This is a genomic window from Vogesella urethralis, from assembly GCF_007644045.2.
Taxonomy (GTDB): Bacteria; Pseudomonadota; Gammaproteobacteria; order Burkholderiales; family Chromobacteriaceae; genus Vogesella; species Vogesella urethralis.
This window is the reverse complement of the sequence record NZ_VMDW02000136.1, coordinates 119,574-143,629: the sequence shown is the minus strand read 5'-3', so window position 1 is coordinate 143,629 and position 24,056 is coordinate 119,574. Positions and strand designations below refer to the sequence as shown.

Annotated in this window: 25 protein-coding genes; 7 read left to right on the top strand and 18 right to left on the bottom strand. The window is 63.9% G+C overall.

What is annotated here, in order from left to right; translation table 11 throughout:
• The first annotated feature begins 105 nt into the window (after positions 1–105).
• The gene (locus FLQ03_RS18110; RefSeq protein WP_144371602.1) at positions 106–1,185 is read left to right on the top strand and encodes a tyrosine-type recombinase/integrase; all 1,080 of its coding nucleotides are present in this window, start codon (positions 106–108) and stop codon (positions 1,183–1,185) included.
• A gap of 127 nt (positions 1,186–1,312) precedes the next feature.
• On the opposite strand, the gene FLQ03_RS18105 is transcribed toward FLQ03_RS18110, so the two are convergent.
• The gene (locus tag FLQ03_RS18105; RefSeq protein WP_144371601.1) at positions 1,313–1,690 is read right to left on the bottom strand and encodes a hypothetical protein; all 378 of its coding nucleotides are present in this window, start codon (positions 1,688–1,690) and stop codon (positions 1,313–1,315) included.
• Between the two features lie 190 nt (positions 1,691–1,880).
• Between FLQ03_RS18105 and FLQ03_RS18100 the strand changes: the two genes are divergently transcribed.
• The 4 genes from FLQ03_RS18100 (at position 1,881) to FLQ03_RS18085 (ending at position 6,640) form a co-directional block, all read left to right on the top strand.
• A complete protein-coding gene (locus FLQ03_RS18100; protein ID WP_144371600.1) occupies positions 1,881–3,017 on the top strand; it encodes an imelysin family protein in 1,137 nt (378 codons plus the stop codon).
• 76 nt (positions 3,018–3,093) lie between these two features.
• Positions 3,094–4,509, top strand: a complete 1,416-nt coding sequence (locus FLQ03_RS18095) for a di-heme oxidoreductase family protein (protein WP_144371599.1) — start codon at positions 3,094–3,096, stop codon at positions 4,507–4,509.
• 54 nt (positions 4,510–4,563) lie between these two features.
• The gene (locus tag FLQ03_RS18090; protein WP_144371598.1) at positions 4,564–5,574 is read left to right on the top strand and encodes an imelysin family protein; all 1,011 of its coding nucleotides are present in this window, start codon (positions 4,564–4,566) and stop codon (positions 5,572–5,574) included.
• The gene (locus FLQ03_RS18085) at positions 5,564–6,640 is read left to right on the top strand and encodes a DUF1513 domain-containing protein (protein ID WP_170252473.1); all 1,077 of its coding nucleotides are present in this window, start codon (positions 5,564–5,566) and stop codon (positions 6,638–6,640) included. The genes FLQ03_RS18090 and FLQ03_RS18085 overlap by 11 nt, the downstream gene beginning before the upstream one ends.
• Positions 6,641–7,458: 818 nt before the next feature.
• Here FLQ03_RS18085 and FLQ03_RS18080 read toward each other — a convergent pair.
• Complete coding sequence (locus tag FLQ03_RS18080; RefSeq protein WP_144371596.1) at positions 7,459–8,598, bottom strand: GGDEF domain-containing protein; 1,140 nt, start codon at positions 8,596–8,598, stop codon at positions 7,459–7,461.
• Between the two features lie 164 nt (positions 8,599–8,762).
• A complete protein-coding gene (locus FLQ03_RS18075; protein ID WP_144371595.1) occupies positions 8,763–9,131 on the bottom strand; it encodes a YkgJ family cysteine cluster protein in 369 nt (122 codons plus the stop codon).
• Positions 9,132–9,186: 55 nt separating this feature from the next.
• On the opposite strand from FLQ03_RS18075, the gene FLQ03_RS18070 reads away from it, so the two are divergent.
• The gene (locus FLQ03_RS18070) at positions 9,187–10,374 is read left to right on the top strand and encodes an alkaline phosphatase family protein (RefSeq protein WP_170252472.1); all 1,188 of its coding nucleotides are present in this window, start codon (positions 9,187–9,189) and stop codon (positions 10,372–10,374) included.
• Positions 10,375–10,386: 12 nt separating this feature from the next.
• On the opposite strand, the gene FLQ03_RS18065 is transcribed toward FLQ03_RS18070, so the two are convergent.
• A complete protein-coding gene (locus FLQ03_RS18065) occupies positions 10,387–11,376 on the bottom strand; it encodes a hypothetical protein (protein WP_144371593.1) in 990 nt (329 codons plus the stop codon).
• 133 nt (positions 11,377–11,509) lie between these two features.
• Between FLQ03_RS18065 and FLQ03_RS18060 the strand changes: the two genes are divergently transcribed.
• Positions 11,510–12,766 (top strand): methyl-accepting chemotaxis protein, encoded by a 1,257-nt coding sequence (locus tag FLQ03_RS18060; RefSeq protein WP_144371592.1) that lies wholly within the window; start codon positions 11,510–11,512, stop codon positions 12,764–12,766.
• Between the two features lie 108 nt (positions 12,767–12,874).
• Here the strand turns inward: FLQ03_RS18060 and nagZ are convergent, their stop codons facing one another.
• The 14 genes from nagZ to FLQ03_RS17990 form a co-directional block, all read right to left on the bottom strand.
• Positions 12,875–13,963: a beta-N-acetylhexosaminidase gene (gene nagZ / locus FLQ03_RS18055; RefSeq protein WP_170252471.1), complete on the bottom strand. Its 1,089-nt coding sequence runs from the start codon at positions 13,961–13,963 to the stop codon at positions 12,875–12,877.
• Positions 13,964–13,971: 8 nt separating this feature from the next.
• Positions 13,972–14,367 carry a holo-ACP synthase gene (acpS, locus tag FLQ03_RS18050; RefSeq protein WP_144371591.1) on the bottom strand — a complete coding sequence of 132 codons (396 nt, stop codon included), beginning with the start codon at positions 14,365–14,367 and terminating at the stop codon, positions 13,972–13,974.
• Positions 14,367–15,098, bottom strand: coding sequence for a pyridoxine 5'-phosphate synthase (gene pdxJ / locus FLQ03_RS18045; RefSeq protein WP_206211045.1), 732 nt, complete (start codon positions 15,096–15,098; stop codon positions 14,367–14,369). Before pdxJ ends, acpS begins: the two co-directional genes overlap by 1 nt.
• The gene (recO, locus tag FLQ03_RS18040; protein WP_144371589.1) at positions 15,098–15,853 is read right to left on the bottom strand and encodes a DNA repair protein RecO; all 756 of its coding nucleotides are present in this window, start codon (positions 15,851–15,853) and stop codon (positions 15,098–15,100) included. Before recO ends, pdxJ begins: the two co-directional genes overlap by 1 nt.
• Entirely contained in the window at positions 15,834–16,187 is a 354-nt protein-coding gene (locus FLQ03_RS18035; protein ID WP_144371588.1) for an antibiotic biosynthesis monooxygenase family protein, read from the bottom strand. The genes recO and FLQ03_RS18035 overlap by 20 nt, the downstream gene beginning before the upstream one ends.
• 19 nt (positions 16,188–16,206) lie before the next feature.
• A complete protein-coding gene (era, locus tag FLQ03_RS18030; RefSeq protein WP_144371587.1) occupies positions 16,207–17,097 on the bottom strand; it encodes a GTPase Era in 891 nt (296 codons plus the stop codon).
• Between the two features lie 3 nt (positions 17,098–17,100).
• Entirely contained in the window at positions 17,101–17,805 is a 705-nt protein-coding gene (rnc, locus tag FLQ03_RS18025) for a ribonuclease III (RefSeq protein ID WP_144371586.1), read from the bottom strand.
• Between the two features lie 4 nt (positions 17,806–17,809).
• Positions 17,810–18,178: a DUF4845 domain-containing protein gene (locus tag FLQ03_RS18020; RefSeq protein WP_144371585.1), complete on the bottom strand. Its 369-nt coding sequence runs from the start codon at positions 18,176–18,178 to the stop codon at positions 17,810–17,812.
• A gap of 13 nt (positions 18,179–18,191) precedes the next feature.
• Positions 18,192–19,151, bottom strand: a complete 960-nt coding sequence (lepB, locus tag FLQ03_RS18015) for a signal peptidase I (protein WP_144371584.1) — start codon at positions 19,149–19,151, stop codon at positions 18,192–18,194.
• A complete protein-coding gene (gene lepA / locus FLQ03_RS18010) occupies positions 19,151–20,944 on the bottom strand; it encodes a translation elongation factor 4 (protein ID WP_144371583.1) in 1,794 nt (597 codons plus the stop codon). The genes lepB and lepA overlap by 1 nt, the downstream gene beginning before the upstream one ends.
• A gap of 64 nt (positions 20,945–21,008) precedes the next feature.
• Positions 21,009–21,263: a glutaredoxin family protein gene (locus FLQ03_RS18005; RefSeq protein ID WP_144371582.1), complete on the bottom strand. Its 255-nt coding sequence runs from the start codon at positions 21,261–21,263 to the stop codon at positions 21,009–21,011.
• On the bottom strand, positions 21,260–22,681 hold the full coding sequence (locus tag FLQ03_RS18000; RefSeq protein ID WP_144371581.1) for a DegQ family serine endoprotease: 1,422 nt from the start codon (positions 22,679–22,681) through the stop codon (positions 21,260–21,262). Before FLQ03_RS18000 ends, FLQ03_RS18005 begins: the two co-directional genes overlap by 4 nt.
• Positions 22,663–23,133 (bottom strand): SoxR reducing system RseC family protein, encoded by a 471-nt coding sequence (locus tag FLQ03_RS17995; RefSeq protein ID WP_144371580.1) that lies wholly within the window; start codon positions 23,131–23,133, stop codon positions 22,663–22,665. The genes FLQ03_RS18000 and FLQ03_RS17995 overlap by 19 nt, the downstream gene beginning before the upstream one ends.
• A 2-nt stretch (positions 23,134–23,135) precedes the next feature.
• Positions 23,136–24,056, bottom strand: a complete 921-nt coding sequence (locus FLQ03_RS17990; RefSeq protein WP_170252470.1) for a MucB/RseB C-terminal domain-containing protein — start codon at positions 24,054–24,056, stop codon at positions 23,136–23,138.

The following is a 24,056-nucleotide window of genomic DNA, read 5'->3' as shown; positions in this document are numbered from 1 at the left end:
GCCATCGATACTTAATTTTATTACGTATTACATGTTTTATTTTACACTTTGCCAAATATTTTTCCGATAATTATACTTATCGGAAGTTTACATCCCGGAATGGCCATGCATTTTCCTGCCACTACCCCGCAAAACAGCCTGATCCAGGCAAATAGTGATAGCGAAGCCGTACTGGCCTGGCTGGCCGAGTACGCCCAGCGCCCCGCCACCCTGCGCAGCTACCGCAAAGAAGCCGAACGCTTTCTGCTCTGGCTGGCCAGTCGCGGCCAAACGCTGGCCAGCATCAAACGTGGCGACGTGCACGACTATCGCCGTTTTCTGGCGCAACCCCACCCCGCCGCACAATGGATAGGCCCGCCACTACCGCGCAGCCATGCGCAATGGCGACCGTTCAACGGCCCGCTGTCCGAAGCCAGCATCCAGCACGCCTTTACCATCCTCGGCGGCCTGTACAGCTATCTGAACCACGCCGGCCACCTGGCCGGCAACCCGTTCCGCCTGCACAAGCCGCCACGTGAGCGCAGCCAGCCAGCACTGGAACGTTTTCTGGAACGCGACGCCTGGACGCACGTGTGCGACACCCTGGCACAGCTGCCGGACGACAGCGCCCGCGCCATCGCCCAGCGCGAACGCGCACTGTGGGTGTTCAGCTTGCTATATATGAGCGGCGCCCGGCGCAGCGAAGCCAGCCAGGCGGTGATGGGAGATATTTTCGAAAAGCGTGGCCGCTGGTGGTGGCGGGTGAATGGCAAAACGGGGCTAGCCGACATCCCGGTTAGCGACGCGCTACTGGCGGCGCTGCAACGCTACCGCCAGCACCTGGGCCTGCCGGCGCTACCCACGCCGGGCGAGACCACACCGCTGATTGGCAAGCTGGCTGGCAGCCAGGCCATGCAACAAGGCATCAGCGACAAAGCGCTGTACCTGATCGTGAAGGAAGTGATGCAACGTGCTGCCGAACGCGCCGAAGAACCGCTGCGCAGCACTCTGCAGCAAGCCAGCACCCACTGGCTGCGCCACACCGCAGCCAGCCACCAGCTGGACGCCGGGCTCAGCCTGCTGATGGTGAGCCAAAACCTGCGCCACCGCAGCATCCAGACCACGCGCCGCTACCTGCACAGCGAAGACGACGCCCGTCACGACGCCATGCAGCTGTTAGGGCTGACACCACCTGGCAAAACCTGAGCGGCAAAACAGCAAAAGCAGCGATGGCGGCCAACCCTTGATGCTGCCCGCCACCGTCCGCCCAATAAAAAACCCTGCTGACGAAGCAAGCAGGGTTTTTCCATACGGTTGCGGCCAGCGCCGATCATCAGGCCTTATCCGGTGCCGCTTTCTTGCGGCTACGCTTGGGCGCCGGCGCTGCCGCCGGCAACAGGAAGTCGGCATCAAACTCGAACAGCGTGCCGGTACGGCCGGTTTGCGACTGACAGGCAATCAGCATGGCGCGATTGATCGCCTCCTTTTTGCTGACGCCCCACCATTCGATCATTTTATCCAATGCCTTTTGCGCGTCGCGCGACAGCTCCACCGTCACCGACAGCTCCTGCAGGCGATTGCGGCGCAGCTCGCGGCTGCGGCGCTTGCGCTCGGCCGGCGTCATGGCGCGTTCGCCCAGCGGCTTGCGCCCGGGCTTCGCCCGCGTGCCGCCGATCAGGTCTATGGTGTAGTGATCGCAAGGGTCTCGCATTGATGGTGTACAGCGTTACTGCGCAAAAAAGGGGCGCAAGGATACCACGAAGACCACGCTTCACCCAGCACCCGCCAGCAGAAAAAGCCGCCACTCCATGAAAATACGCGCATGGCACACGCATTGACGCATCAAATGATAATACTTATCATCAGCACTACTTTTCATAAACCAGACAGAGACACACGTCATGCGCCACACCCTGCTCGCCCTCGCCATCGGTACTGCCCTGCTGGCCCCCGCTTCCTTCGCCGCCGACGTCAGCCGCGCCAGCGTAGTGGAAACCTACAGCCAGATCGTTCTTGCCAGCTACGAGGACTCGCTGCAAGGCGCGCGTGAACTGAAAACCGCCATCGACGCCTTCGTGGCAGCACCGTCCGAAGACACGCTGAACAAGGCCCGCAAAGCCTGGCTGGCCGCGCGCGAGCCGTACGGCCAGACCGAAGCATTCCGCTTCTACGGCGGCCCGATTGACGACGCCAAAGGCCCGGAAGGCCAGATCAACGCCTGGCCGCTGGATGAAGCCTACATCGACTACGTGAAAGGCAAGCCGAACGCCGGCATCATCAACAACCGCAAGGTGGCCATTACCAAAGAAAAGCTGTCGTCGCTGAACGAGCGCGGCGGTGAAGAGAACGTATCTACCGGCTGGCACGCCATCGAGTTTCTGCTGTGGGGCCAGGACTTCGACGTCGCCGGCCCGGGCAAACGCAGCTACACCGACTTTGTGGATGGCAAGGCCCCCAACGCCGACCGTCGCCGCCAGTACCTGCAAGTGGCCGCCGAGCTGCTGATCGACGACCTCAGCACCGTCACCAAACAATGGCAAGCCGGTGCCAACAACTACCGCGCCAAGTTCGCCAAGAACCCGGACGCCATCCGCCAGATCATGGTCGGCATCGGCGTGCTGTCGCGTGCCGAACTGGCCGGTGAACGCATGGAAGTGGCGCTGGACAGCCGCAACCAGGAAGACGAACACAGCTGCTTCTCCGACAATACCCACCGCGACATCATCACCAACGCCAAGGGTATCCAGAACGTGTGGCTGGGCGAGTACAAGCGTGTGGATGGCAGCGTGGTAAAAGGTGCCAGCCTGCGTGACCTGGTGGCCGCCAGCAACGCCAAGGCCGCCGAACGCGTGACCGCCGATATGGAAGCCACGCTGAAGGCAGCCGAAGGCATCCAGGCGCCGTTCGACCAGGAAATCGTCAAGAAAGAAGGCCGCAGCCGCGTGCAAGCCACCATCGCCGCACTGAAAAAGCAGGCTGGCAGCCTGGTAGAAGCCGCCAAGGCACTGGGCATCAAGAAACTGAACGTCAACGGCTAAACCACACCGCTCACCACCACCCACCAGCCCGCCTGCACCCGCAGGCGGGTATTTGCATTGCATCGGAAACCACTACATGCAAAACAGATACTTATCCATTGCAGCCACGCTGGGTGGCACTGCTGCGGTACTGGGCACGCTGGGCTTTACCAACGCACCGGAGATCGCCCCATACCAGGAAGGCGACGAAAAACTGGGCGGCAACACCACCGTGTACGAAGTTGGCCGCAACGCCTTCTCACTGCCCGCGGCCAACATGGCCAGCGACCGCCAGACCCGCTTCTTTGTCGGTAACTCTTTCTTCAAGAAAGCCTGGGTAGAAGCGCCGTCGTCCACCACTGCCCGCGACGGCCTGGGCCCGCACTTCATCGCCCGCTCCTGCGGTGCCTGCCACGCGCTGGACGGCCGGGGCGCCACGCCAGCGTTTGAAAACGGCCTGCAGGCCGAGCAGCCGATGGCGCTGCTGTTCCGTCTGTCCATACCCGGCAAGAACGGCAGCACACTACCCGAACCCACCTACGGCGGCCAGTTCAACAACGACGCCATCCCCGGCGTGAAGCCGGAAGGCAAGGTGGCGATTAGCTACACCGAACAGCCGGGCAGCTTCACCGACGGCGAAAGCTACAGCCTGCGCCAACCCAGCTACCACTTCACCGATCTGGGCTACGGCGCCATGCACCCGCAAGTACAAGTGTCGCCGCGCATTGCCAACCAGGTAATCGGCCTGGGCCTGCTAGAAGCCATCCGCGAACAGGACATCCTGGCCAACGCCAAGGCGCAGGCTGCCGATAACGATGGCGTCAGCGGCCGCCCCAACTACGTGTACGACGCCTACGCCGGCAAGAACAAGCTTGGCCGCTACGGCTGGAAGGCCAACGTCGCCACCGTCGCACACCAGAGCGCTGGCGCTTTCCTCGGCGATATCGGCATCACCTCGGCCAAGTTTCCGAAGGAAGAATGCATGCCGGCCCAGCGCGACTGCCTGAAGGCACCGAACGGCGGCAAGCCGGAGATTCCGACCAGCAAGCTGAACGACGTCATCTTCTATACCCAGACGCTGGCCGTACCGGCCCAGCGTGACGCCGACACCTTCGAGGTACGCCGCGGCAAACTGCTGTTTGACCAAATCGAGTGCACCGCCTGCCACACGCCAAGCTACACCACCGGCAAACTGGCCGGTCTGCCGGAAGTGTCGAACCAGAAGATCAGCCCCTACACCGACCTGCTGCTGCACGACATGGGCCCGGGGCTGGCAGACAACCGCCCGGACGGCCTGGCTAATGGCCGCGAATGGAAAACCCCGCCGCTGTGGGGCATCGGCCTGTTCCAGGACGTGAACGGCCACACCCAGTACCTGCACGACGGCCGCGCCCGCAACCTCACCGAAGCCATCATGTGGCACGGCGGCGAAGCGGATACCGCCAAACGGCGCTTTGCCCGACTAAGCAAGGCCGACCGCGACGCCGTGCTGCGCTTCCTGAACTCGCTGTAACGCTGTACGCACCTGGCCCTGGCGGCCGGGTGCACCCACCTGACAAGGAAAACCATGTCCCGCCACCTGCTTGCCAGCCTGCTGCTGGCCACCCCGCTGGCGTTTGCTGCCAGCCCGGAACAGACCTTTCTCGACACCCTCACCGCACAAACCCTGCTGCCACGTTACGCCACCCTGGATACGCAAAGCCGGCAGCTAGCGGCCAGCCTGCAGCAGCTGTGCCAACGCCAGGACGCCACCAGCCTCACCGCCGCGCGCGAGCAATGGCGCCAAGGCTACCGCAGCTGGATGGCCGTGGCGCCGTTGAACTGGGGCCCCAGCGCCGAACTGCGCAGCCAGCGCGTGATCGCCTTCAAGCCCACCCGCGTAGCGCTGGTGGAGCAAGCGGTCAGCGACAACCTGGGCCGCAGCCAGGAGAGCTACGACGAGGCCGGCGCCGCCGCCAAAGGCTTCACCGCCATCGAATACCTGCTGTTCGAGCAGCAAAAGCCGCTGACCGACCCCAACCGCTGCCAATGGCTGCAGCGCACCGGCCAGGAAATCGCCGACCACACCCCGACGCTACTGAAAAACTGGCAGGATTTTGCGGCCAACGTTGGCCGCAGCGGCCAGGACGGCGCACTGTACGCCAAGCCGGCGCAAGCGCTGGAAGAAGTGGTGAACCTGACGCTGGCCGGCGTCAACGAGATGCACAAGGAACTGTCGCGCCTGCCGCAGCAAAAGCCGGAGCTGGTCACCGCGCAGCGTAGCGGCGACGGCAAGGCACTGGTGAAAGCACAATTTGCGCTGCTGCAAGCCGTGCTTACCGGCCCCGATGGCCAGAGCGGCATTGCCGCGCTGTTGGCAGCCAAAGGCCAGCCGGCGCAGGCCAAAGCGCTGGCCGACGCTACCCGCGCCGTGGCCCCCGCGCTGGACAAGCTGCCGGACAACCTGGCCCGCGTCGGCAACAGCGGCCGCGAAAAACCGGCCGTACAGGCGCTGGAAAAACTGCTGGCACAGATCGAAGGCCCGCTGGCCCACACCCTGGACATCACGCTGAGTTTCAATGAATCCGATGGCGACTAAGCTTACCCGCCGCCAGCTGCTGCAGGCCGGCGCCCTCACCCTGGCCGCGCTACCGCTGCGCAGCCTGGCCGGCGACGCCGCACAGCCGGCCATCATCTCGGCCTGCGACGTTGGCCGCAACCAGCACCGCGCCGGCCTAGCCGGCGCCAGCGACCTACTGACGCTGCCCGAGCGCGGCCATCATCTGGAACTGGACCCGGCGCGCCCGGGCGAATGCCTGGTATTTGCCCGCCGCCCCGGCTACCAGATTGCCCGCTTCAACTGGCGCAGCGGCCAGCAGCTGGCCTGGTACGACTACCCGGACAACCGCCACGGCTTCGGCCACGGCATCCTGGCGCACGGCCAGCTGTACACCACCGACAACGATATCGACAGCGGCAGCGGCCTGCTCACCGTGCGCGACCCGCACACGCTGCTGCCGCTGCGCGAGATGCCCAGCGGCGGCATCGGCCCGCACGAGCTGAAGGCGCTGGACGACGGCACCATCCTGGTAGCCAACGGCGGCATCCTGACGCTGCCGGAAAGCGGCCGCATCAAGCTGAACCGCAACAACATGAAGCCGCAGATCGATATCGTAGACTCGGTCCAGGGCCGCAGCATCGCCAGCTACACGCTGGACGACAAGCGGCTGTCGCTGCGCCATCTGGCCCGCATCAACCAGCATGATTTCGCGGTAGCCCTGCAGTACGAAGGCGACGGTGCTGCGCCGCTGGTAGCGATCTGGAACGCCGAGCAAGGCCTGCGCCTGCTGGACGCGCCCGACGCCCTGGCGCTGGCCAGCAACGGCTACGCCGCCAGCGTGGCGGCCGGTGCCGACCGCATTGCCTGCACGGCCACCAAGGGCGACGCCGTGGTGTTCTGGGACGGCAGCGGTCGCTACCTGGGGCACGTGGCGCTGACCAAGCCGGCCGGCATCGCGCTCAGCCGCGACCAGCGCCACTTCGTGACCAGCAACGAGCTGGGCGAGATCGTGTGGATAGACAGCCGTACGCTGCAGATCGACCCGCGCCGCAGCCAGCGCTTCCCGGTAAAGTGGGACAACCACCTGAGCCTGGCGTATAGCTGAGCCCGGCCCTCGCTACCACGCAAAACCCCAGCCTTGGCTGGGGTTTGTTTTTGCCGCCTGCCACGCGCTGCATGCTGTCCTGCCTGCCTCTTATTGGTCTGCTCGGCGGCCAACCCTTGCCAACACGCAGGATGGGTGGAGCGCAGCGCAACCCATCACCCATAGCTTTCGCCTAAGCGATGGGTTTCGGCGCCAGCGCCCTCACCCATCCTACGCGCTGCATGTTGGTCTGCCTGCCTCTTATTGCCCTGCCAGGCAGCCAACCCTTGCCAACACGTAGGATGGGTGGAGCGCAGCGCAACCCATCACCCTTAGCTTTCGCCTAAGCGATCGGTGACGGCGCCTGCGCCTTCACCCATCCTACGCGCTTGTCCTGCCGGCCTCTTATTGCCCTGCCCGGCGGCCAACCCTTGCCAGCACGTAGGATGGGTTGAGGGCAGCGCAATACATCACCCTTAGCTTTCGCCTAAGCGATGGGTTACGGCGCCAGCGCCTTCACCCATCCTACGCGCTTGTCCTGCCGGCCTCTTATTACCGCTGCCAGGCGGCCAACCCTTGCCAGCACGTAGGATGGGTGGAACGCAGCGCAACCCATCACCCTTAGCTTTCGCCGACGCGATGGGTTACGGCGCCAGCGCCTTCACCCATCCTACGCGCTTGTCCTGCCTGCCTTATATTACCGCAGCCAGGCGGCCAACCCTTGCCAACACGTAGGATGGGTGGAGCGCAGCGCAACCCATCACCCTTAGCTTTCGCCTAAGCGATGGGTGACGGCGCCAGCACCTTCACCCATCCTACGCGCGACCCGCAGAAACGCGCTATGCCGGTTCAGGGCTAGGCGGCGCGGGGTGCACCCGCACCGTATTGCGCCCCGCATGCTTGGCGGCGTACAACGCGCGATCGATACCGGCGAGAAAATCCGCCTCGCGCTGCAAGGCTTGCCACTGCCCCAGCCCCAGGCTAACGGTAACGGTCAGCCCGACATCACCCGCCGCTAGCGGCGTAGCGGCAATACTTTGTCGCAATGTGTCGCATGCCGCGTACGCCTGCGTCAGCGTACAGTCGGCCAGCAGGATGGCGAACTCTTCGCCGCCAATACGGCACACCAGATCGGCGGGCCCCACCCCCTGCTGCAAGCGCACGGCCAAGCTGCGCAGCACCTGGTCGCCGGCTTCGTGACCATAGGTGTCGTTGATGTGTTTGAAGTGGTCGATGTCCAGCAGCGCCACGCAGAATGGCCGCTGCAACGGCCCACTGACGGTTTGCCATTGCGTCAGCGTCTGGTAGAACACGCGGCGGTTCGCCAGGCCGGTCAGCTCGTCGCTGCTGGCCATTTGCTGGATGCGGCGCTCCAGTGCCTCGGAAAAATAGTCACCAGCCAGCAGGGCGATAAACAGGACAAGGGTGCCGGACAGCAACACATTCAGGTACAGCAGCTTGATGGTGGCTGGCCCCAGCGCCTGCACCGCAGCACTGGATGGCCAGGTGAACCATTCAAACAGGCAAAACCAGCCAATGCAGATCAGGCACACGATAGCCATGCCGCGCTTGTCGTGGGTAGGCACCACCAGTGGCGTAGTCAGAAAAAAGAACAGGAAGTAATGGTGACCACCGATTTGCGTGCCCTGCCCACCCAGGATGCCGGCCAGCACGGTGGCCTGGCAGATCAGGCAGGCTTTCCAGTAGTGCGGCGGGTGGCCGCGACGCTGCAGCCAGTAGAACCAGACGATGCCCAGCAGCGGGATGGCCGTCATCTTCAGGCTGAGGGTTGCCAGTGCCGCATTGCCCAGCCAGGCAAACAGCAGGCTGTAGAACAGCACCATCGTCAGCACCAGTACCGGGACGGCATTGGTGACGTATTGCCGCCTGCGAACGGCGCCGCTCAGCGCCGGATCTACGCCCATTTGCAGCCAGGACCAGACCCGCTGTTGCCATGCCGTGCTTGAGTACAGGTTCATGCGGTGCGCTTCAGGAGGGGTCGGATAACAATCACTCGGCTAACCACCACGCCAAGGGCCAGCCTGATCGCGCAGCCGGCTGCTTCATGATAGTGGCACTACGCAGCAGCGTGCCAATCTTGATAAATGCTGATCGAAAACCAGCTGCACCCTGCCTGCGCGGCTCACCAGCTGTCGTCTACCTTCAACCGTGGCAGACCATGGCGGGCGCGGGCACGGTTACAGGCCGCCTCGTAGATGCCGACGCTGGCCAGCGCGCCGAATTCGCGACAGGGCGACGGCCGCTGCGCGTAGATGCTGCAGCTGACCGACTCGCCCACCGTGCCGCACAGCGCCACGCAGCGCGGCGGCTGGCCGTTGGCGGCGCTATCGTCCGTGCCGGCCATGCGCCAGGTATTGCCTACTTCGTGCACCGCCATGTCGGCAGGCACACCCGGGCGGCCTTCTGCGGCCAACTCGCTACGATGAAAGGACACGCGGAACGCCGAACAACAGGCGCCGCACTCGGTACAGCTCACACGCAAATCTGTCATGATGTTGGTTGCTACTGCCACTACGTCAAAACCACACTATAACTGCCCGCCCGCCATGACAGAAGCCGCCCTGCCCGCCGACCTGCTGCGCCACTGCACGCTACCCGACTACCAGCACAGCCTGGCCAACCTGGCCGCCCGCCTGCACGGCAGCACCGCCTGCCCGCCGCTGCAGCACCCGGCGCTGGACGGGCTGGAGCAAGACGAGACGGTGATCCTGCTGCTGATCGACGGCATGGGCTGCGCGCAGCTGGACAGCCTGGTAGCGGGCGGCTGGCTGCAGCAACAGCAAGTGGCTACCTTGCACTCGGTGTTCCCCAGCACCACCACCGCCGCCATTACCACGCTGCTCACCGGCCTGCCGCCCAGCCAGCACAGCCTGCTGGGCTGGCACGTATCGGCACCCGAAGCCGGCGGTATCGCCACGCCGCTGCCGCTGCGCTACCACTGGCAAGCAGACGACGCACAGGCGCTGGACGACGCCGCGCTGGCCAGTGCGCTGTACAGCCGGCCGTCGGCGCTGCAAGGCGGTCAGCGCCAGCATTACGTGCTACAGCCCGAATACATCGCCGACTCGGCCTACAGCCGCCATCACGGCGGCCACGCCGAACACCGGCCGTGGCGCGACTACGCGCAGCTGTTTGCCAGCCTGCAGCAGCTGGCCCGCCAGCCCGGGCGCAAACTGGTGTACGCCTACATCCCTGATCTGGATTCGCTGATGCACAACAAGGGCACGCGCCACCCGCGCGCGCAAATGCTGCTGACCCGGCTGCAACAGCACTGCACCGAGCTGGCTACCACGCTACCAGCCAGCTGCCGTGTGCTGATCACCGCCGACCACGGCCAGGCCGATATCCCGCCGCCGCGCATGCTGTTCATCAATGATTTTCCGGAATTGGCCGCCATGCTGCGCCAGCCGCTCAGCGGCGAACCGCGCGCAGCGTTTTGCCATGTGCAGCCCGGCCTGCAGCAGGCATTCCGCCACGCCGTGACGACCACGCTGGGACATGCCGCCTGGTGTTTGCCGGCGGCCAAGGTGCTGGCGGCGGGCTGGTTCGGCCCGTCACCAGCGCACCCGCAGTTGGCCGCACGCTGTGGTGACTTCCTGCTACTGATGAAGGAAGACTGGGGAATCTTGCAGACGGTGGGCGACGAGAAACGCCCGGCCTTGTTGGGCAATCACGGCGGCCTGGCCGCCGCCGAGATGCAGATTCCGCTGATTGTGGCCCGTGGCACCGCCTGACGCAGCGCTGGCCTACTCTGTTGCCGGCCAGCGCGCCTGCCACTCGCGCCAGTCCTGGCGGCTAAGGCTGGCGGCAAACACCACCCGGCGCCGCTTTTGCAGATAGCCTAGCGCCACGTCGGCGTAGTCCAGCTGCTGGCCGCCTTCGTCGGGGTTCAGCATCACCCCCATACGGTCTACCCAGGCGGTTTGCACGCTGGCCTGCACCACCTGTTCCGGCGCTTCCACCACCTTGCGCAACAAGCCCAGCTTGCCTTCCAGGCTGGCCACCACCTGCAGGTTTTGCAGTTGCTGCTCCACCTCGGCCAAGCGTGCCGCCATCTGCTCGTGATTCATGCTGCCGTGCAGGTTCAACGCCTCGGCGTTCAACACATTGGTGCGCTTACCCAGTTGCAACTGCAGCGCCTTGCGCTCTACGTCCAGCATGCGCCGCTGGGCTTCGGCATCGGACAGGTTGGCCGCCAGGCCACGGCACAGCGCCTGGTACGCCTGCTGCCGGCAGTGCTGCACCAGCTCGCGGCGCTCGCCACTGGCGGCGAGGATGCGATGGCGGGCAAAGCTCAGTACTTTCTGCGGTACATCGTGGCGTACGCTGCCGTCTGGCAGTAGCTGGCTGCCCAGGCGCGTGTCCTCGCTCGCCTGCATCACCAGCATCAGCTGCATCTGCTCGCTACTGCGCGGGCTGGCCAGGTAGTCTTGCAAGGCCGGGCTCAGGCGCAAGCCGTCGCACAAGGCCTGTGGCGACGAAAACAACAAACCAACGCGCCGGTCGCTGCTGTAGCCGGCCGGGCTCAGGTCCAGCGTTGGCGGTAACAATGCACCGATATCATCGATGCGTTCCAGCACGCTACGCACCCCTTTTCGCAACTGGCGCCGCCCGGTGGGTAGCAGCTTCAGCCGCGGCTCCACCTCGTCAAGCAAGGTTTCGGTGGCAGCCGCTACCTCTTCGCTGCTAAAACGGCTGCTGCGTCCGCTGAACAGACGCGCGAACAACTGGGACATATTCAAAATACCTGATCAATACTGTTCATAACCCTAACCCGACAAGGGTATACTCGCCACCAATAAGCCAACCCTGCAGGGCATAAGCAGCGCGAATACTGCTTGTGCCCGCTGCTGTCGCCACGGGACTACCATGAGAGCCACGCTGATCCGACTGATTGCCCCCGCCTTTGCCCCGCTGCTGTTGCTGCCCTTGCTGTCGCTGCTGCTGCCGGACGGCAGTCTTGGCAGCCTGCTATGCGGCTTGCTGACCGGCGCCGCCGTGCTGGGCGTGCTCACCTGGCGTATCCACAAGCACTTCATCCGCCCGGCCCGCGCCTTCCGCCAGCACCTGGCTTCGCTGCGCGAAGAGCCGATCAACTTCAGCAAGCGGCTGGACCTGGCCACCAGCGCCGACTGGGAAGGCTGCAGCCAGCACTTCAATGCCTTGCTGGAAGAGCTGGACGACATCTTCACCCAGGTACTGGGCTCCAGTGCGCGGCTGATTCCGATGTCGCAGGAGCTGACCGACACCTACAGCGCCATCCTGCAAAAAAACCTGCTGCAAGCCAGTCACGGCCAAGTGCTGATCGGTGCCATCTCGCGCATGATAGAACAGGCCGAGCGTCTGCGCGTGGATCTGGAACAAATAACTGCTGCGGCGCAGCAAGCCGGCCACGACATGAATGAAAGCCGCGACGCCACGCTGATCGTGATCAATGGCGTGACCGAGGTGGCCAACCTGCTGGAAGAAGCCACCCGCGACGTACGGGCGCTGTCCACCGCCTCCGGCAGCATTGGCGGCATTCTGGCCTCGATCAAAGACATTGCCGACCAGACCAACCTGCTGGCACTGAACGCTGCCATCGAAGCCGCCCGCGCCGGCGAAAGCGGCCGCGGCTTTGCCGTGGTGGCCGACGAGGTGCGCAAGCTGGCGCACCGCACCCAGGAAGCCACCCAGCAGGTGCAGAACATCATGAGCGACATCCAGCGCGGTACCGACAAGGTGGTGGGTGCCATGAGCGTCTCGCTGGAACGCGCCGGCTTTGCCGCCACCCACGCCGACACCTCGCGCGACAAGCTGGACAACATCACCCGCGCCATCGGCGACATCAATGCCTCGGCCAGCGAAATCGGCGATGCCGTAGCGCAGCAGGGGCAGGCGGTGCACGATTCCAAATCGTCCGGCGACATCCTGATCCAGCTGAACCAGGACGCGCTGGACTGCAGCCGCATCCACGCGGTGTCGCCCGACGACCTGCGCAACCTAGGCGAAAAGCTGCGCACCTCGCTGGGCCGCCTGCACATGCACGACAAACCGTGGAACGACCAGCGCCGTACCCGCGCCCGCGCCAGCGAGCTGCAACTGAACGCCGGCAGCAGCAACGATGGCGATATCGAGCTGTTTTGACCCGCGAACACCCTACCACCTACGAAAAACCCCCGCCTGTGCAGCGGGGGTTTTTCATGTGCTGATCGCAGGAAGCGGGCAGCAGCCGGTAACGGACAGGTAGCGCGCTTAATGCGCCTCGCCCACCTGCGGCGCGGCGGCCAGTTGCTGCGGCGGCACGGCCAGCGCGCCGACGCGGGCGGCAATAGCGGCAAAGTCGCTACCCGCTACCCGTCCTGCCCATTCGGCCGGCGTACCCTGCCCGGCCATCGCCTGCAAGCGCTGCGCCAGCTGCGGCTGCGCCGGTGCGGCCAACCTGGCCAGCAAGTCGTCTACCAGCTCGGGGCGATTGCACACCAGGGCCATATCGCAACCGGCTGCAAACGCGCGCCCGGCACGGGCCACGATATCGCCGGCGCCGGCGGCACCTTCCATGGTCAGGTCATCGCTGAAGATGGTGCCGTCAAAACCCAGTTCGCCGCGCAGGATGTCCTGCAGCCAGATGCGCGAGAAACCGGCCGAGGTGTCGTCCACTTGCGGGTAGATCACGTGCGCCGGCATCACCGCCTTCATGCCGCTGGCGGCCAGGGCGGCAAACGGTTTCAGGTCGGCAGCGCGGATATCGTCCAGGCTGCGCGGGTCTTGCGGCATAGCGACATGGGTGTCGCCATCGACAAAACCGTGACCAGGGAAGTGCTTGCCGCAGCTGCCCATGCCACCCCGATTCAGGCCGCGCTGCAGCGCGCTGGCCAGCGCAATCACCACCGCCGGGTCGCCGTGGAAGCTGCGGTTGCCGATCACGGCGCAGTGCTGCCAGTCCAGGTCCAGCACCGGGGTAAAGCTGAGGTCCACACCGCAGGCACGCAGCTCGGCGGCTAATACGTAGCCGGTTTCCTCGGCTGCCGCTTCGGTCACCGCCTGGCCTTGCGCGTCCCACAGCTCGCCCAGCACCCGCATCGGCGGCAGGCGGGTAAAGCCAGCCAGGAAGCGCTGCACGCGGCCACCTTCGTGGTCGACGGCAATCAGCAGCTCGGGCTGGCGCAGCGCGCGGATCTCGGCGGTCAGCGCCTTCAGCTGCTCCACGCTGTCGAAATTGCGGCGGAACAGGATAACGCCGCCCACCAGCGGGTGACACAGGCGTTGTTTTTCGTCGTCGCTGAGGCGAAAGCCGGCAACGTCGGCCATCACCGGGCCGCGCGGCAGAGAAAGTTGAGTCATGGTGCCATTCACAGGTTGGCCGCAAGGCCGGTTTCACACACCACAAAAGCCAGTGCGTGCTCGGCCTCGTCGGTAATCGACAAATGCACGCGGCTAATGCCGCGCTCGCGCAGAAACGCATGCAGCGCATCGTCAAAGGCAAACATCGGCTTGCCCAGCGCGTCGTGGCTGACGGCGATGGCGGTCAGCAGCACCGGCTCGCGCACGCCGGTGCCCAGCGCCTTGGCCAGCGCCTCTTTGGCGGCAAAGCGCTTGGCCAGCAGCCGCGCCGGGTTGGCCGCTGCGGCCAACTCGTCCTGCTCTACCGGCGCCAGCAAGCGGCGGCCGGCACGCAGGCCCCAGCGGTCCAGCATGGCCTGAAAGCGCGCGATGCGCGCCATGTCGGTGCCGATGCCGTAAATCATTACAGCCCCTGACGGCCTTCGATCATCAGGGCCTTCATTTCGCGCACGGCAGCGGCAAAGCCCACCATCAGCGCGTGGCTGACCAGCGCGTGGCCGATGTTCAGCTCGGCGATTTCGGGAATGGCGGCGATCGGCTTCACGTTATGGTAGTTCAGGCCGTGGCCAGCATTCACCACCATGCCCAGGTGGTCGCCAAACACGGCGGCTTCGCGGATGCGCGCCAGCTCGGCCTGCTGCGCGTCGTGCTGGAAGTCGGCGTGGGCGTAGGCGCCGGTGTGTAGCTCGATCACGCGGGCGCCGGCGTCCCAGGCCGCCTGGATCTGCTTGACGTCCGGGTCGATGAAGATCGACACACGAATGCCGGCGTCGGTCAGCTGGCGGGTAAACTCGCGCACTTCGTCAAAGTAGCGGATGACGTCGAGGCCGCCTTCGGTGGTGACTTCCTCGCGCTTTTCCGGCACCAGGCACACGTCTTCCGGCTTCACGCGCAACGCGTTGGCCAGCATTTCGTCGGTGAGTGCCATTTCCAGGTTCATGCGGGTCTTGATGGTGGCGCGCATGGCGTCCACGTCGTGGTCCTGGATGTGGCGACGGTCTTCGCGCAGATGCAGGGTGATCAGGTCGGCACCGCTGGATTCGGCCACCAGGGCCGCTTCGATCGGGCTGGGGAAACGGGTGCCACGCGCCTGGCGCAGGGTGGCAACGTGGTCGATATTGACGCCTAGCAGAATCATGATGGTCTCCGGCTGGGAGCGCTGTCTTCTTGCAGCGCGTAGAGCGTGGTTAACAGTTCGCGGGTGGCCAGCGGTTCCGGCCCCAGCAATTCATCCAGATACAAGCGCAGCAGGCCGCGTACGTCGCGGCGGCTATGCGGCAGGGAAAAGTCGGCAACGGCCAGGGCCTGCAGGCTGGCGCCTGCCACCACCAGCTGGCGCGGGCCGGCATCGGGCACGGCCACGCGCTGCGGCAGCTCGCCAAAGCGGCACAGGTAATAGGCATCCGGCTGCAGCGGCTGCCCGGCGGCGTCCTCGCTGCACGGCGGCGTATAGCCCAGTACCGTCAACAGGTTCAGCTCGAAGCGGCGCAACACGTCGGGCAGGCTGTCGCTGCGCGCCATGCCGCGCACGGTGCGGTCGTACAGCTGGAACAGCTCGGGGGACGGGTCGTCGCGCGGCGACAGGCGCAGCAGCAATTCATTGAGGTAAAAACCGCACACCAGGCGCTGGCCGGCAAACTGCGGCACGCCGCCGCGCCAGTCTACCGTGTGCAGCGTGCGCAGCTCGCCCTTGCCGAACCAGGCCAGCTGCAGCGGCTGGAACGGCAGCAGTTGGCCGCGCAGGTCGGAACGCGGGCGGCGCGCCCCGCGCGCTACCAGCGTGAAACGGCCGTGGTCGCGGCTGAGCACTTCCACCAGCAGGCTGGTTTCGCGGTACGGCTGGGTGTGCAGCACGTAGGCCGGCTGACGATCAACCTTGACCTGGCGCATCGCTGGCGGGCTTGTCCCACAGGTGGTCGCGGCCAACGTAGGCCACGCGGGTAGCAAAGCAGGCGTACCAGCGGTCGAAACCGGCAGCAATCGCCACCCGGTGTCCGGCGTGGGCACGCCAGGCGGCGATGTCGGCCTCGCTTTGCCAGTACGACACGGTGATGCCGAAGCCGTCGCTGCCGCGGGCGCTTTCGGCGCCCAGAAAACCGGGCTGTTCGGCGGCCAGCGCCACCATCTGCTCGGCGGTCACGCCATAGCCTTCGCCATCGGCAGCGGTACGCTGATTGCTGAAAATCACGGCCCAATAGGGCGGCGCGGGGGTACGGGCAAGCATGCGGCCAACCTCTGCGGGGTTATTCCAGACCGAAATCGCGCAGGAAGCGCACGTCGTCGGCCCAGCCGGATTTCACTTTCACCCACACTTCCAGGAACACTTTGCAGTCGAACAGCTGCTCCATGTCGAGGCGGGCTTCGGTGGAGATTTTCTTCAGTTTCTCGCCACCGCGACCGATGACGATGGGCTTCTGCCCTTCCTTGTCTACCAGCACGGCCACGTAGATGCGGAACATGCTGCCTTCCACCTGGAACGACTCCACCTCCACGTTCATTTCGTACGGCAGCTCTTCGCCCAGGTAGCGGAACAGTTTTTCGCGCACGATCTCGCCAGCCAGGAAATGCTGGGTCTTGTCGGTCACCATGTCTTCCGGGTACAGCGGCACCGACTCGGGCAGATGCGGGCGTACCTGGTCCAGCAGCTCGGCCAGACGCTGGCTGTGCTTGGCGCTGACCACTTCCACACCGGCAAAGTCGAACTCGGCGCGCACTTCTTCGATAAATGCGGACAGCAGCAGGCGGTCTTTGGCCTTGTCCAGCTTGTTCACCACCAGCAGTACCGGCGTGTTCTTCGGCAGCAGCGCCATCACTTCGCGGTCAGCGCCGGTAAAGCGCATCGCTTCCAGCACGAACAGAACGCAGTCCACGCTGCCCAGCGTGTCTTTCACGCTCTTGTTCAGCGTTTCGTTCAGCGCGCCTTTGTGGAAGGTCTGGAAACCCGGGGTATCGACAAACACGAACTGCGCGCCCGGCTCGGTATGGATGCCGTTAACACGGTGGCGCGTGGTTTGTGCTTTTTTGGAGGTGATGCTGATCTTCTGGCCGATGAGGTGGTTCATCAGGGTGGACTTGCCCACGTTGGGGCGCCCGACGATGGCCACAAAGCCGCAGCGATGGTTGATGTCGTTCATGGTTTATTTCTTGCCAGCGGCAAAACGTTGTTCAAGCAGCAACAGTGCCGCGTCGGCGGCCTGCTGCTCGGCACCGCGACGGCTGTTGCCCTCGCCGGTGGTAATGATGTCGAGCTCGGCCAGGTCGCACTGCACGCGGAAGCTCTGCTCGTGCGCCTCGCCGCTTTGCGACAGGATGCTGTAGCGCGGCAGCGTGTAACGGCGTGCCTGCAACGCTTCCTGCAGCCGCGTCTTGGCGTCCTTGGCGTGCTTGGTGGGGTCAATCGCCGCCACGCGCTCGGTGTACAGGCGGCGTACCACCTGCTCGGCGGCCATGAAGTCGGCGTCGAAGCTGATGGCGGCAAAGGTGGCTTCCAGCGCGTCGGCCAGAATGGACGGCCGGTTGTAACCGCCGCTTTTCAGCTCGCCTTCGCCCAGGTACAGGTAATCGCCCAGCTTCAGCTCGGTGGCCAGCTCGGCCAGCGTGTTCTGGTTGACCAGGTTGGCACGCAAGCGCGACAGCTCGCCCTCGCTGAGTTTGGGAAAACGGTCGAACAGCATGCGCGCTACGGTGTAGTTAAGGATGCTATCGCCGATGAACTCGAAACGTTCATTATTGGGCGTGCCAAAGCTGCGGTGCGTCAGTGCCTGGCGCAGCAGCTCGGGTTGCCGAAAAAAATAATCCAGCGCCTGGGACAGGCGCCGGAAACGGGTGTCTTGGTTGCTCACGGTGTTATTGTGTGTCTTTCAGGACAGGGGTACCTGCCTGGTATTCGAAGTCAAAAACCAGCTTGATGCCCTTCTTCAGCGGCACCTCGCGGCTGTAGCGAACGCCGACGCCCAGCACGCTGGGGCTGGAGACGATCACCAGATCGTCGGCTTTCACCGACACGATGTCCTGCACCACGGCGCGGCCATTGAAATTGCGGCGCAGCTCGTACTCGGACTTGCCGGTTTCCTTGGCTAGCGCATCCAGCGTTTCCTTGACCGCATAGTACTCGGAATACACCGGCACGATCTTGAGGAACAGCAATACCACGGTGGCGGCCACGATAGCCAGTGCCATCACCACCAGCAGGGAAAAACCGCGCTGACTACGCATGCCAGACTCCTTGTTATTCGATACGGGTGCCGATGCGGCCCAGTTCGCCAAAGTTCATCCAGATCAGGAAGGCCTTGCCCACCAGCAAACGGTCTTCGACAAAACCCCAGTAGCGGCTGTCTTCGCTGTTGTCGCGGTTGTCGCCCATCATGAAATAGCGGCCTTCCGGCACCTTGCAGCTGAAGCCGTCTTCCACGTATTCGCAATTTTCGCGGCCAGCAAACTGGCGCACGCCCTGCGGCATGTAGGACGGGGCATCCGGCATCACCAGGGTACGGAAGGTTTTGCCTTCGATGCTTTCACGGTACTGCTGGGCCTGAATCATCATCAGGCCTTTTTCCAGGTACTGGTGCTCGCCTTCGCTGACGTGCTCGACCGGCTTGCCGTTGATCGACAGCTGCTTGCCCTTGTAGGTAATCACGTCACCCGGCAGACCCACCACACGCTTGATGAAGTTGATCTTCTCGTCTTCCGGGTAGTTGAACACCACCACGTCACCGTGCTGCACCTGGCCTACCGGCACCAGAACGTTGTTGGCAACCGGCAAGCGGATGCCGTAGGCAAACTTGTTGACCAGGATGAAGTCGCCGACGATCAGGCCAGGACGCATGGAGCTGGACGGAATCTGGAATGGTTCGGCCACAAAGGAGCGCAGCAGAAACACCACCGCGATGATCGGGAAAAACCCGCGCGGGAAGTCGATGTAGTGCGGTACGTCCGCGTCGGCGGCACGGCGGCGGGCCAGCATGAACTTGTCCAGCGCCCAGATGGCCCCGGTAACCAGCACGATGATCAGCATTACCGCCGAGAAGGTCATGTAACCCGACAGCAGACCGAAGCAGCCGCCCAGCAGACCCAGGTAGCCCCACTCCACTGCCGACGACTTGACGCCGGCTTGCTTCGGGGAAAACAGGATCAGCAGCACGCCAACAATGGCCAGTACCGACCACAACCACACCAGATTCGAACCCATTATTTGTCCCCGACTTGCAGAATGGCCAGGAAGGCTTCTTGCGGAATCTCCACGTTGCCCACCTGCTTCATGCGCTTCTTACCGGCTTTCTGTTTTTCCAGCAGCTTTTTCTTACGCGTGATATCGCCGCCGTAACACTTGGCCAGCACGTTCTTGCGCAGCGCTTTCACGGTTTCGCGGGCGATGATGTGGCCACCGATGGCGGCCTGCACCGCGATGTCGAACATCTGGCGCGGGATCAGCTCACGCATCTTGGACACCAGCTCGCGGCCACGGTACACGCTGGAGGCGCGGTGCACGATCAGGCTCAGTGCATCCACTTTCTCGCTGTTGACCAGCACGTCCAGTTTCACCAGGTCGGCGCTCTGGAATTCCTTGAACTCGTAGTCCAGCGAGGCGTAGCCACGGCTGGTGGACTTCAGCTTGTCGAAGAAATCCATCACCACTTCGTTCATCGGCAGATCGTAGGTCAGCATCACCTGACGGCCCATGTACTGCATATTGCGCTGTACGCCGCGCTTGTTGTTGCACAGCGTCATCACCGAGCCGACGTAGTCCTGCGGTACCAGGATGGTGGCGGTGATGATGGGCTCGCGCAGCTCTTCGTACTTGCCGCCTTCCGGCATGCGCGACGGGTTGGACACCACTTCGACGGTGCCGTCTTTCATCACCACTTCGTAGTTCACCGTCGGTGCGGTGGTGATCAGGTCCATGTCGAACTCGCGTTCCAGACGCTCCTGCACGATTTCCAGGTGCAACAGGCCCAGGAAGCCACAGCGGAAGCCGAAGCCGAGCGCTTGGGATACTTCCGGCTCGAACTTCAGCGAGGCGTCGTTCAGCTGCAGTTTTTCCAGTGCATCACGCAGCGCTTCGTAGTCGTGGCTTTCCACCGGGTACAGGCCGGCAAATACCTGCGACTGTACTTCCTTGAAGCCCGGCAGCGCGTCGGTAGCCGGTTTGGCGGCCAAGGTAATGGTGTCGCCCACTTTGGCCGATTTCAGTTCTTTGATACCGGCAATGACGAAACCCACTTCGCCGGCGTTCAGCTCGCTGCGCTGTACCGACTTCGGTGTGAATACCCCCACCTGTTCGCACAAGTGTTCGGCCTGGGTGGCCATGAACTTGATCTTGTCTTTCGGCTTCAGCTGACCGTCGATGACGCGCACCAGCATCACCACGCCGACGTAGTTGTCGAACCAGGAGTCGATGATCAGCGCTTTCAGCGGCGCGTCCGGGTTGCCTTCCGGCGGCGGAATCTTGTTGACCACGGTTTCGAGGATGTCCTCGATACCGATGCCGGACTTGGCCGAAGCACGCACGGCGTCGATGGCTTCGATACCGATGATGTCTTCGATCTCCTGGCTGACGCGCTCGGGATCGGCGGCCGGCAGGTCGATCTTGTTCAGTACCGGCACCACTTCCACGCCCAGCTCGATGGCGGTGTAGCAGTTGGCCACGGTTTGTGCTTCCACGCCCTGGGACGCGTCCACTACCAGCAGCGCGCCTTCGCAGGCGGACAGCGAGCGCGACACTTCGTAAGAGAAGTCTACATGGCCGGGGGTGTCGATCAGATTCAGGTTGTAAATCTGGCCGTCGCGCGCCTTGTATTGCAAGGCCGCGGTTTGCGCCTTGATGGTAATGCCACGCTCTTTTTCGATATCCATCGAATCGAGCACCTGCGCGCTCATTTCACGCAGTTCCAGACCGCCACAAAACTGGATAAAGCGGTCTGCCAGGGTCGACTTGCCGTGGTCAATGTGGGCAATGATCGAAAAATTTCGGATATGTTTCATCGGAATCCAGCAAAAATTAAGGGCACCGGAGCGTGCCCTTGCGTATTCAACACTGGCGCGGATTTTAGCCGATTTCGCCGCTATGTGCAGCCAGTGTTGCGGCCAACTTGGCCTCGTCGAGGTGCCAGTGGCAGATTTGCGTATCCCCGTCCATCAGCACCGGCACCAGTTCGTTGTAGCGGGCTTCCAGCTCGGGGTCGGCATCGACATCCACCACCTGGATGTCGAAACCGTACTGCTGGCGCAACGGCTGCAGCTGCGCCAGCATCTGGTGGCACAGGCTGCAGTAGTCGCGAAAATAAAGCGTCAGGGTTTTCAAGGCGTGTTCTTCTCGGGTTTCAGGGCAATGAACAATGGCGCACCATCGCGCAGTACGCGCAGGGCCAGCACGTCGCCCGGCTTCACCGCCTGGATGGCCTGCACCAGCTGGCGGGCATTCTGCAGCTCTTCGCCGGCCACGCCAACAATGATGTCACCCTGCTGCAGGCCTGCCTTCATCGCCGGGCCGCGCGCGCTGCGCACCGCCAGGCCGAAACGCACGCCCAGTTTCTGCAGCACGGCAGGCTGTACTGCCTGCAGCGCCAGGCCGGTACTGGTGCCCACTTCTTCCTGCTCGCCTTGCTTGCCCTTGTAGGCGCGCTCGGCCGTACGCGGGTCTTCGTCCTGCATTTCGGCGGTAACCAGGTTCACTTTCACGGCTGCGCGGTTGCGCCATACGGTCAACTCGATGCGGCTACCCGGGCGTACATTCCCCAGCAAACGCGGCAAGTCCTCGCTGCTCACCACCTCCTGCCCTGCCACCTGCTGCACCACATCACCGGCGCGGATGCCCGCCTTGCCAGCCGGGCCGTCCTTGTCCACCGAAGTAATCAGCGAGCCTTTGGCAGCCGGCAGGCCGAACGATGCGGCCAACTCTTTGCTCACATCCTGGATCGATACGCCAATGCGGCTACGGCTGACCTTGCCGTGCTTTTTCAGCTGCTCGGCCACATCCAGCGCCACGTCCACCGGAATGGCAAAAGAAATACCCATGAAGCCGCCGGAACGGCTGTAAATCTGCGAATTGATGCCGACCACCTCACCCTTCAGGTTGAACAGCGGGCCGCCGGAGTTGCCTGGGTTAACGGCGGCGTCGGTCTGGATGAACGGCACGTAAGACTCATCCGGCAGATGACGACCCTTGGCCGACACGATGCCGGAGGTGACAGTATTCTCGAAGCCGAACGGCGAGCCGATGGCCAGCACCCACTCGCCCACTTTCAGCTGCTCGGCCTTGCCCAGCTTGACAGCCGGCAGGCCGGTGGCGTCGATCTTGATCAGCGCCACGTCGGTACGCGCGTCAGAGCCTATTACCTTGGCCTTGAATTCACGCTTGTCGTTCAGCGTCACGATCATCTCGTCGGCATCGGCAATGACGTGGGCATTAGTCAGCACGTAACCATCGGACGACAGGATGAAACCGGAGCCCATGCCGCCGGCTTGGTACTCACGCAGTTGCGGCGGGGCAAAGCGGCGGAAAAATTCGGCAAAGGGATCGTTTTCCATGCCCTGCGGCACTTCACGCACCACTTCGCGCACGGTCTGTACGGTACGGATGTTCACCACCGCCCGCCCCTGGTCTTCCACCAGCTGGGTAAAATCGGGCAGCGCCAGCTGCGGGGCGGCCATCAAGGGGGCAGAACCGGCCAGCAGGCCAGCTACCATCATGGACGAGACAATCAGCTTCTTGATCGGCATGTTCTGACAAACTCCATGGAAACGGTGACATCAACACGGCGGGCAATATGCGGCTGGAAGCGGACATCGCCCGCCAGCCTGCGCCCCATCAGGCGCACCAAACCGAAAGCAATCAGCAGGGCGGACACCCCGCCGGCAACAGCAGCGGGCTCACCCCAAGGGGAAGCCAGGCCGGCGCCCAGCATCAAGGCCAGCACCGGCAGCAGGTACAACAACGTGGCACTGTGCAGCAGGCTTTTTTCCGGCACGGCAATCAGTACCTTATCGCCCGGCTGCACGCCCAGCGGGTCCAGCACGCGAAAACGCGGTTCGCGCAGGGCAAACATGCGCGCCAGCTGCAAGGAGCGACAGCCGTGCACCGGGTCGCACTGGCCACAAGGAGAATGCGGCTTCGGCGCCACCCAGGCATGGCCGTGCTCCACGGACAGTACGCTGGCTTCTGTTTCGATCATGCTCAGCGCGGGCTCAGGCGAACGCCTTTGAGTATGGCCTGCAAGCCGGTTTCGGGCAGGTCACCCACCACGGTCAGCAGCTGCTCACCGCTTTGGCGCGACGCCACACCAATGCCGTTGGGCGCGGTAGCCGAAGTCTGGCTCACGCCCTCGCTGCTGGCGGTTTCAACAAACAGGGACACCTTGGCAAAACCATCGGAGAACACGTAGTGCTGCACCGCCTTGTCATGCCCAGGCAGCGCCCGGTTAACGAAGCGCACCATGCGGAAACCGGCCGGCAAGCCTTTGATGTCATGCATGGGCTGCATGCCAGCTTGTACGCCACCGACTTTGCCCAGTACCAGGCTTTGCTTGTAGCGCGGCTTTAGCGCCGACTTGTCCTTGGGAGCAGCCAGCTGCAGCTCGGTAAAGGCAAACTGCTCCACCACCTCGCCTTTGGCGGTAGAGGTCACCACCTTCAGCGGCAACGCTGTTTGCGGCTCGATGCAGAAACGCTGCGTGTAGCGGTTGGCACCATCCTTGGGCTTCAGCGCCAGCCATTGGCAGTCGCGCTGCGCAACACGGTCACTGCCGCCGCGCACTACGGTGTAACCCTGGCTCAGGTTGTCGGTATCTTCGGGCAGTACGGCCGGAAACAGCTTGATGGCACTGAGCTTGGCCGCGTTCAGCGACTTGGCATCCGGCGCGTAGCAGGTCAGTTCGTTGCCGACACGCACGATCTCGCGCGGCATGCCATCGAGGGATTCGCGCCGCTCACGCACCACGCCACCATCCTGCATGCGCTGCACGCGGAAGGTCTCAAGCTCACTACCGAGCTGATGCAGATAGGTGGCGGTAAGCGGTTGGTTGGCCGCGGCCTGGGCGGCTTTTTCCAGCAAGGCCCAGTCGTCGTCCGCCACGGCGGCCAACGGCAGGGCCAGCAT